Annotated in this window: 3 protein-coding genes; all 3 read left to right on the forward strand. The window is 36.6% G+C overall.

Annotated elements, in window-relative coordinates; genetic code table 11:
- The first annotated feature begins 238 nt into the window (after positions 1-238).
- The 3 genes from VB796_RS23475 to VB796_RS23485 are packed head-to-tail and all read left to right on the forward strand — an operon-like array spanning position 239 to position 10,515.
- The gene (locus VB796_RS23475) at positions 239-7,342 is read left to right on the forward strand and encodes a helicase-related protein (protein ID WP_323349039.1); all 7,104 of its coding nucleotides are present in this window, start codon (positions 239-241) and stop codon (positions 7,340-7,342) included.
- 6 nt (positions 7,343-7,348) lie between these two features.
- Entirely contained in the window at positions 7,349-9,514 is a 2,166-nt protein-coding gene (gene topA, locus VB796_RS23480; protein ID WP_323349040.1) for a type I DNA topoisomerase, read from the forward strand.
- Positions 9,493-10,515: a hypothetical protein gene (locus VB796_RS23485; RefSeq protein WP_323349041.1), complete on the forward strand. Its 1,023-nt coding sequence runs from the start codon at positions 9,493-9,495 to the stop codon at positions 10,513-10,515. Before topA ends, VB796_RS23485 begins: the two co-directional genes overlap by 22 nt.
- The last annotated feature ends 198 nt before the right edge of the window (positions 10,516-10,713 follow it).

The following is a 10,713-nucleotide window of genomic DNA, read 5'->3' on the forward strand; positions in this document are numbered from 1 at the left end:
AGCTAAAACACGAGAAATCATAAGACCCAATCGAAGTTTACCCAGAAATCACAAGCCAAAAAAAAAGTATTTCATGAACTATAAAAGGCTGTAATTTCCCTTAACTAAACGACATTGGTGGTAAATGTGACAGATACCATTATGAATTTAATATAATACTGCTAACTGTAAACTGTAAACTGCCACCTGTTTACTGATTACTGCCAATCGCCAATTGACTACTTAAAAATTCACTTTTATGACCCCACAACAAGAAAAGTTGTTGAATATCTACTTTAATAAACTCCAACAAAAAGTAATAAACACCAACGAAACCATCAAAAACAACATCCTTCAATTTATTGAAACGTATTCAACTCTAAACTTGAATGGATTGTTAGAAAATAATGATTACAAAATCATTTACCCCATTCGTAATGCTTTGGACTTCATCGCTGGCGTTCGTATAAAGCCAAGCGATAATTATGGCGAAAAAGTCAATCAAGCCTTTGAAAAATTAACACTCTTTGATTGGAAAGCAAGCGAGAACTTGGTCTTTTGTAATTTGCTCTTATCCGAAGGAAAACTGCCTGTGCTACTTGATAAGTTAGCCGAAAATTTGGCGATGTATCCCGTCGAAGAAATTCAAGTAAACAAAGACTTGCCTAACGACTTTTACGAATCTATTCTCTTAATTTCAGATACTCATCTTAACATTTTAAAACAACAAAATACAGATATTAATCATATTCAGGTTAATCCGTCATTGCGTTTTAGAGCTAAATCTGCCATTAATCATCTCCAAGCAACGCAGCTAATAAATCAAGAGCAAGTCAATCCAAATTCGCAGAGAGATAATGAAATTAGTAGTAGTGAAGTAGAAAGTTTGGATACAAATTCATCAAAAACACCTCTTGAAAATCAAACCACCAGTGAAGAAATCGTTAGTGATGATATTGGAACAAGTAATTATCCCCAAGCCGTTGAAGCTGCGGCAGCAAAACTTTTAGATGCCCTCAATGATGGAGCAAAAAAGAAAGATAGGTATCATTCTTTATCCATTGCTAAAATTCGCATTGAAAACAAAGAACAAAAGCTGGTTGACAACCTATATTTTCTTCAGGCAAAAGATAGCGAAAACCAAGAAATAGCCAATGTCATTGATAAAGATGGGAAGCCTATTTCTTCTGCTAATTGGCGAAAAACCGCTATGGTTGATGCCGATATTCAGGAATATATCCAAGATTTAGGAAAGGCTATTCAACAGACAAATATTCATCAGTTACTCAGCACTATTTTTGACATTGCCAGCCATGCCCCTGATAAAAATGCCTTTCTTCAGGGCATTAGAAATGAAAAGGCTTTAGAAAGTAGCGATGGTAAATTTGTCATGCAACAACTCTTCCAAATCCATCAAGAGGACAGTAGAGATATTCGTTTATCAAAATTTGAAACATGGTTTAACCAATATAAAATCACAGAAAATAGCAAAACTTATGATGCCGAGCCTACATTACCAAATAATCTTAGAGAATTACCTCAAAGAGAACCAGCCAACCCAGTTCAATCAACTATTGATGAACAACCAATTGGAGAGCCACATCAACCAGAAGGTAGAGCAGTTTATGAGCCAAGTGGAACAAGCAGTCCAGCAAGGACAGACAGAAAACTTAGCCCTCGAATTACACTGGAACAGTCTAATCGAAATGTAGAAAAATTCTATTTAGAAAATACCGAAAACAAGTTTAACACCGCTAAAAAGTTAGCAGATAATTTAGCGGCTTTAGAAATGTTAAACGAGTTAATGACCCATCAGCGAAGCCCCACCCATGAAGAAAGATTAATTTTGTCTCAATACGTTGGCTTTGGTGGACTCAAAGATATTGTCTTAAATCCCGAAAATGAGGGTAGCTGGGGTGAATCCAATCAAGCCTACCGTGAAGCCATTCGTAGTATTAGGGCTGTCCTTACCCAATTAGAAGAACAAGGCTTTTCAGGTTTATTAGCATCTGTTCAAAGCACGATTCTCGATGCCTTTTATACTTCCGATACGGTCATCAAAGGGATTTATGAGGGTTTGAATCATTTAGGTTTTGAAAAAGGAACAATCCTTGAACCTTCCGCTGGTACGGGGAATTTCATTGGCTTTATGCCTACTGCTATGCGTGAGCAGTCCCGTATCACCCAAGTTGAAATTGATAGTATCTCTTCACTAATTAACCAATACTTGTATGCTGATACTAAGGTTATCAATAAACCTTTGCAAGCGGCTGGGCTAAAAAATAGAGCTTATGATTTAGTCATTTCTAATATTCCTTTTGGTGATTCAAGGGTATATGATAGTGGATTCAAAGGAGAATTATCTTCTTTTCAGAATCGCATTCATAACTATTTCACCGTAAAAGCTTTACAGCTTGCCAAAGAAGGGGCAATTGTGGCTTTAGTGGCATCCAAAAAGGTTTTAGATTCTCCCGGGAATAAACCCGTTCGACAGTACATCGAAGAAAATGGTAATTTCTTGGGAGCAGTTCGCTTGCCACACAAAACTTTTGATAATGCCAATACCCAAGTCAATGCTGACATTATCTTCATTCAAAAGACCGCTAAGAAATTAGCGGAAGACATCACTCCTATTATTCGTGATTCCATTCGGGTGGATACTTTCGCAAAAGATGGAACACCAGCACATTACGAGATGAACGAATATTTTGTCAAAAATCCACAAAATATTTTAGGAGAAGTGCGTCTGGGCGGTATGTATGACCAAAATGATTATAAGGTCTTAGGCGGTTTAGAGGAAATTAATTTAGCCGAAATCATCACGCAGACGCTCGAAAAAGCCAAACCAACCTTAATTCCGCTGTCTATTACTGAAAAGCAAGAAGATAATACCGTTCAACTTACTTATCTTAATGAAGTATTTGCGGATTTAAAATACGGTGCAATTGGTTTATTGGATAATCAACTTTTCAAGAAAACGCAGTCAGGCGAATTTATTGAGCTAAAGCCCAATGAACCTATTAAAAAAATCAAGGATTATTTGGCTTTAAAAGAAAGCCTGATAGCCTTAATTAATGCTGAATATAGTGGCGTGAATAGTTCGGAGGTTGAGCAAATACGGGACAATACTCGAAATTTTCATCAGCATTTTATTGCTACTTATGGTACTTATAATGATTCTCTCAAAAAGATTGCCCGCTTAGATGAGGATTATTATAATGTGTTATCGCTGATTGATAACAAAGGGAAAGAAGCGGACATTTTACATTTTCCAACCATTGTTCCTTTAAAAAAAGTGGGCAATGCTACCGACATTCAGGATGCCATTACTATTTCTCTCTACGAACAGAATAAAATAGACCTTCCTTTTATCGCTCAATTACTCGAAAAATCAGTTGAGGAAATCATTGAAGAAAGTGTCGGTTTAATCTTTTATGACCCCACTTTAAATGATTATGTCCATCGAGACGAATATCTCTCAGGCAATGTAAAAGCAAAGGCTGCCATTATTAAAGCCGAAATTGAAAAGGGTAATCATCAGTATGCCCTTCATTTAGAAGAACTCGAAAAAATAATGCCCAAAGATATTCCTGCCAATCTCATTGAAGTAAGCATTGGGGCAAGATGGGTAGGAATTAATCATTATAATCAGTTTATCCAAGAGCTTTTACAAGTCAATGGCGACCAGCTCCAACTCCATTATAACAGAGCTTTAGATAGTTATGAAATCATTGGCGAAAACTCTAATACGCTCACTAAAGGCATTTTTTCGACTAAACGGCTAAGGGATACTACCATTATTGAAAATGCTTTCAGTATGGAATTGCCCATCGTGAGGGATAAAGTTTCGTCTAATCCTGACCGTTATGTGGTCAATAAGGAAGAAACCGCCATTGCTGCGGAGAAGGTAGCTTTGGTTAAGGAGAAATTTGGTGCATGGATTTGGAAAAGCCCTCAGCGGAGAGAAGAACTTGGCAAAGTCTATAATGACCGATTTAATACCACGGTGCTTCGTAAATACGATGGAACGAATCTGAATTTTGAAGGGATTAATGGAGTCAATTTATATGCCCATCAAAAAGATGCAGTTTGGCGATTACTCCAAAATAATGGCGGTATCATTGACCATATTGTTGGTGGCGGAAAAACTTTTATTATGGTGGCGGCAACCATGAAAATGAAACAACTTTCCATTGCTCAAAAGCCCATGATTATCGCTTTAAAATCTACTGTTCCCCAGATTGTAGATGCTTATAAAAAAGCCTATCCATTAGCCAATATCTTAGCTCCTACCGAAAGTGATTTCAAGAAAGAAAATCGTTTGGCTCTTTTTTCTAAGATTGCCCTAAATGATTGGGATTGCGTGATTATGACGCACGATAATTTTAATACCATTCCGCAAAGTGCCTTTTATGAAAGGCAACAAACCGAGCTGGAACTAACAGAATTAAAAAACCAAATCGACGAAATTGAATCTGATAGTTCACTTGACCACAAAACCAGAAAAACACTTATCAATCGGGTGATTAGTCAGGTTAAAAAGGTAGAAGCCCGTTTAGAAAAACTCTTAGATAGAACCAAAGATAATACCCTTGATTTTCAGCAAATGGGTATTGACCACATCATGGTGGATGAATCTCAGCAGTTTAAAAACCTTACTTATACCAGTAAAATCCGTAATGTAGCGGGTATGTCTAAACAGGAAGGTTCAAAACGTGCCTTTAATTTGTTAGTGGCGATTCGTTCTTTGCAGGATAAATTCGGCGGAGATAAAGGAACGACTTTTCTGTCGGGTACGCCCATTTCTAATTCTTTGGTGGAAATGTATTTGCTCTTTAAATACCTCCGTCCCAATAAAATGGAGGAATTGGGCTTTAATACCTTTGACCAATGGGCGACCAACTTTGCCGTTCCCAAAACGGATATTGAATTTTCGATTACGGGAGAATTTAAACCTAAAACTCGCTTCTCTGAATTTATCAATGTGCCTGAGTTAGCCATTCTTTACACCGAAATTGCCGACATCAGAAATGATGACAATTTGGTTTTGAATAAACCTGCCATGCTTGGGAAGGGCTATCAAGTGAAAGCCTTAACCATGAATGAAATTCAAAAGGATTTTGGACAACGGATTATCGAGTTTGCGAAAACCAAAAATGGACATATCTTGGGAATTGGTAAATTATCGGAAGGTCAAGAAAATGCCTATATGCTCTTAGCGACCAATTTAGCCAATAAAATGTCTATTGATATGCGTTTGATTGACCCAAGTATTGACTATGACCCGAGTGGAAAAGTGGGTACTTTGGTAAAAACTGTTAGAGAACATTATCTGCAATCGGAAGCTCACAAAGGAACGCAATTAATCTTTTCGGATACGGGAACGCCTAAAAACAAATCAAGTTTTGGGACTTTGATGCTCGATTATTTAATGGATGAAGTGGGCGTGGATGCTGAGGTGCTAAAAAGTGTTTTTGGTGAGTATAATGGCGATAATTACAAGTTCCCTTCGGAAGATAAAATTCGGAAGAAATTAGCCGATGAACTGCTCATGGACGATAGCCAAATTGATGAATTATATGAATTAGCCAAGACTTCTGAGCCGTTCAATTTGTACGATGAAATTAAATTACGTTTGGTGGAAAGTGGGATTCCTGCCCATGAAGTGGTCTTTATCCACGATTATAATACTGCTCAGAAAAAAGATAAGCTCTTCAATCAAGTCAATGCGGGTGAGATTCGGGTGGTTTTAGGCTCTACCCAAAAATTAGGAACTGGGGTCAATGTACAAGAACGCATTGTGGCTTTACACCATATTGATGCTCCGTGGCGACCTTCCGATATGGAGCAAAGAAATGGTCGGGGTTTACGTCAGGGAAATAGAATCTCGGCGGAATTTTACAACAATGAATTGCCTATTTATACGTACTGCTCGGAACTGAGTTTAGATACTTTCAAATATCAATTACTTCATACCAAAGATTTCTTAATCAAGCAGATTAAAAATGATTCGATTGACCCTTCGATGCGAGTAATTCGGGAGAGTGAAGGCGATGCCGATGGTGGTCAGAACTTTGGCGAAATCTTAGCGAATCTTTCAGGGAATACGGATATTTTAGAGAAAATCAAGTTAGAAGGACTGGTTCAAAAATTAGAAAAATCTAAAAAATCTTTTGAATCTGAAATTTATGATGCCCTTGAAAATATCCAAAAAACAGAAACCTTAATTCCTGAAAACAAACGTAATATTGAAAGAACGAAACAAGATATTGAACAAGCTCAGTCAATCCCTACCGTGACCATTGAAACGGAAGATGGCAGAGTTCTCAATAGAATTAAGTTTGAAGACCAAGCACTTGGTGGGCAGGTGCAAGCCAATAGAAAGGACTTTGGGGAATATCTCAATCAGATGATTATCAATGCCGTTTATCAACAACCCAATTACGTTAAAATTCCCGTGACAAATATTTTTGGGTTTGAGATTCAAGCAGAAAAAAAGGATTATGGCTTTGTGGAAACGCATTTATACCTCAAAGGGAAATCTGGAGCAATGTATTCTTTTAATAATAGTGTCATTGCGGGGGTATTGCTCAATAACTTAGAAAAGACTTTAATGAATTTTGAGCATTTGCTCAATGCGCAGATTCAAACGCTTCAACGCAATGAACTGAAACTCATTGACTATCAAGAACTCTCAAACCGAACTTGGAACAAAGATGCTGAACTTTTAGACGCAAAGGATAAATTAAAGGCGATTATCCAACGATTGAATAATTTGGATAGTGATTCTGTGACTAATGAATTAAGCAAAGATGAGCTGACGAAAGAGCAATTAAATCCTTTACCTAAAACAGACGGTGCTAAGCAAAACAATACCGCTGAAGTTGAAATTGATTGGTTTAATCTCCCTTTTGACAAATTACCTTTAGCGACTACCCATTTCCCCGATGAAAGTGGCGAAAAGCGTTTATTTATGGATTTACCCAAAGGCAATGAACGCTCTTTTATAGCCATTGAAAATGATTTTGTCTTGGTATTACCGCCCACAAAATCGCATGATTATCGAATGTTTGATTTACCTAAACTTAGCCGTGAAGACTGCGAAACTATCAATCAAAAAGGGAAATATACTTATCAAATTTATCCAAGAGCTTATGCTGAACAGTTTATTACCAAAAGCATTAAAGATGAATTGGGTTTAGTTAATCTGTTGCCACAAAAAGAGGAACAAGGAGTAGATAAACCACAAGAAAATAATCAGGAAAAAGGTAAAAACATTCTTTTGACCAAAGACTTTTCAAAGATTATTTCAACTTCAACGCAAGATAAAAATCAAAACAATACCAAAAATCTAAACAAATAGTATTTTATGAATTATACAAAGTTAGTAATCGTAGAAAGTCCTAATAAAATCAAGAAAATACAAGCCTTGTTGGGAGATGATTTTAAAGTCATGGCATCGGTCGGACACATTAGAGGTTTACCTCTCAATACTTTAGGCGTACATCGGGATAAAAACTATCAATTGGATTATCAAATTGATGAGGATAAAAAGAAAGTCATTGCCTCCATAGTCGCTGAAACAAAAAAGGTCGGTAGAAACCATGTGCTTTTAGCCACTGACCCTGACCGTGAAGGGGAAGCTATCGCTTTCCATTTAGCCGAAATCTTGGGTATCTCGAAAGACCAAGCTTGTAGAATTATGTTTCATGAATTAACCCAGAAGGCGATTCAAACGGCAATTCAACAACCTACTCAATTAAATTTCACGCTGATTAAAGCTCAGGAAGCAAGAAGAGCCATTGACCGTTTGGCGGGTTTTGAGGTTTCGGATATGCTTAATAAAAAACTAACTCGCCTCACAAAAGATGCTTATTCGGCTGGAAGGGTACAATCTCCTGCTCTAAAATTAATTGTTGAAAGAGAAAAAGCGATTGAAGGTTTTTCTTCTCAACCCAAATTTGGAATCAAGGCTCGCTTTCTCACAAAAATTAGTCATGAGGTTTTCAATCGGGATAAATTGCTGGCTTCATATACGGGTCAGGAGCTTTCTAAAGAGGATATTATTTGCTATTTCCAAAGTATTGCTCAGCGTACCTTTAGGATTGCTAACATTGAAAAAATTACAAATTTTAGAAACCCATCTCCCCCATTTACCACGTCAACTTTACAACAAGATGCCATTAAAAAATTCAAATGGGGAGCTAAAAAAGTGATGGAAGTCGCTCAGCAACTCTTTGAGCAGGGACATATTACGTATATGCGAACCGATAGCCCCAATTTAAGTGAAGAAGCTATTTGGGAAATTGAACAACAACTCATCAAGGTTGGTAAAACTAATACTTTTCAAAAAAACATTTACAAAGCAAAAACGAATGCTCAGGAAGCTCACGAAGCCATTAGACCTACCCATTTTGAGCAAAGAACCGCAGGAGAAAACCAAGACCAACAGCAGTTATATACTCTCATTTATCTGCGAGCGATAGCATCTCAAATGATTCCTGCTCAGTATGTAAATGATAAAATCACCATCACTGACATAACTGATGGAAAGCTGTTTATTTCCAATAAAAAAACCTTAGTGGAAGCAGGTTTTTTAGCGATGTATAGCGATTTAGACGATGATTCGGAAGAAGATACTGAAAATGAAGGAGGTACGATTCATGGTAAAATTGCCATTGGTGATGAATTAGATTTTTTTGAAATGACCAGTAAAGGTAATTACACCAATCCGCCTAAACGTTTTGACGAAGCAGGACTGGTAAAAGAATTAGAAAAGCGGGGTATTGGTCGCCCTTCTACCTACGCTACCATTCTTAATCAAGTCATTGCCGTTAAACAGTATGCAGTTGTTAATACCATTCCGCCACTCATTCAACAGGTGGAAGTAATTCAACTTAATCACGAGTATCAAATAAAAACACTTACTGAAAAACAAAGTGTTGGCGGCGACAAAAACAAATTGATTCCTTCTGAGCGGGGTATCGCCATCATTGAGTTCTTAGAAAATCATTTCAAGCAAATGATGAATTATGAGTTCACCGCCGACATCGAAGAGCAGTTAGACTTAATTACCGAAGGAAAATCCAATTATTTAACTGTCATGCAAAACTTTGATGCCAAACACACGCAAAGTATTCAACATTGTCAAAACCTCACAGAGATTGGTGGTACTCAGCGGAAAACGACTTTTATAGGGAACATAGACGGAAAACCCCTGAGTTATGGTAAAACTGAAAAAGGGGCTTATCTGCTTTTTGAAAATGCTTTTTACAATTTAACGGACGATACCATACCCGATGTTTCGCAAGCTCAGCAAATTATCAATCAGATAAATCAGGAGCGAAAACTCAAAATTATTCATCAGGTCAAAGACTTAGTCGTTAAAAATGGACAATATGGTTTTTATATCGAAGATAAAAAAGGAAATAAAGCTCCACTAAAAATGGAAGTTGAAGCCATTAAGCAATTAGATTATCAAACACTCAGCGACAAACTAAAAGCTCATATCTCATGGAAAAAGAACAAAAAATAAAAAGAATGCCTCTCTTGGATGCGATGCGGGGCTATTTCATTCTTTGGATTGGGATTTTTAATACCATCAATGTACTCAACGTCATTTATCCCAATCTTTATTACTCGGGTATTTTACTGCTCATTAACGATAAAGGTTGGTTTTGTCTGAGTGCCATCTTTGGATATAGTTGTGGCTTACTTTTCAAAAAAGAGGATAAAGGAGCTAAGATTTTCTTTCAGAGAATGCTCGTACTTTTTGCGTTGGGACTTTGCAATAGTTTTCTCTATTATGGAGATATTTTAAAAGATTATGCTGCTATCGGAATGCTGTTATACGCATTTAGAAATGTCTTGATTAAACATCAAAAAATGGTCTTGCTGACTACTTTAATCTGCACTATCATCGCCATTTGTACGGTTGATAATGACATGGTTAAGGTCGGTAAGGTAAGTGACTTTATCCAATCACAAAATGTATTTTTAGCTAATTTTAAATACAGTATTTATCTTAATATTCATGCTAAGTATTATCTCATCGTGTATCATTTAGAGATGTTTCTTTTGATACTCATCGGGTTTTACACCAGTTTTTCGGGCATTAAAGCTACTTATCTTTGGGTATTTGAAAAGGCGGCTTCAAACTTTAGACTGTACTTGGGTTTAGACATTTTGATGCTCGTCCTTTTTATTTTAACGGGGTCAAATATCATTTACTTTAGCCATATTCTGTTTTTCGCTTTATGGTATATGACAGGTTTTTACTTACTCATTAAACCAAAAACATGGTTACATAACTTGCTTTCAAGCATTGGACAAAAAACGCTTAGTATTTATGTTTGTCAGAATGTAATTTTATGCTCGTTTTGGATGGCGTTTCCAATCTTGAAAGAATACGGATTGATAATTAACTCGCTTATTTTCTTGGGTTTACAAATAGTTATATTAAGTATTTTTGTTCGTTCTCATGACAAAATGAATATTGTAGAAAAGTTTTGGAGAAAGGTGGCGGGGAAGTTGTAATTGTTATTGAAAATGATACCTTTGTCCAAATAAAATGACTTTAGATATTATGTTGTTTCCAAGACAATAAAGATTATAGGTGTAGAACCAATGTCGTTTAGTTAAGAAAAAATGACTGGTTTGATGAAGTGGTTTAATTGTATTTATTTTGTAGGAAAATGTCTGACCTCCTTACGACTTTTCCTTCGATTACCGCAT

It is taken from the genome of Arcicella sp. LKC2W (assembly GCF_034931005.1).
Classification (GTDB): Bacteria; Bacteroidota; Bacteroidia; order Cytophagales; family Spirosomataceae; genus Arcicella.

Excerpts from the sequence above, each read along its gene's own strand:
- VB796_RS23475 (WP_323349039.1), top strand. The coding sequence starts at position 239 with ATGACCCCACAACAAGAAAAGTTGTTGAATATCTACTTTAATAAACTC.
- topA (WP_323349040.1), top strand. The coding sequence starts at position 7,349 with ATGAATTATACAAAGTTAGTAATCGTAGAAAGTCCTAATAAAATCAAG.
- VB796_RS23485 (WP_323349041.1), top strand. The coding sequence starts at position 9,493 with ATGGAAAAAGAACAAAAAATAAAAAGAATGCCTCTCTTGGATGCGATG.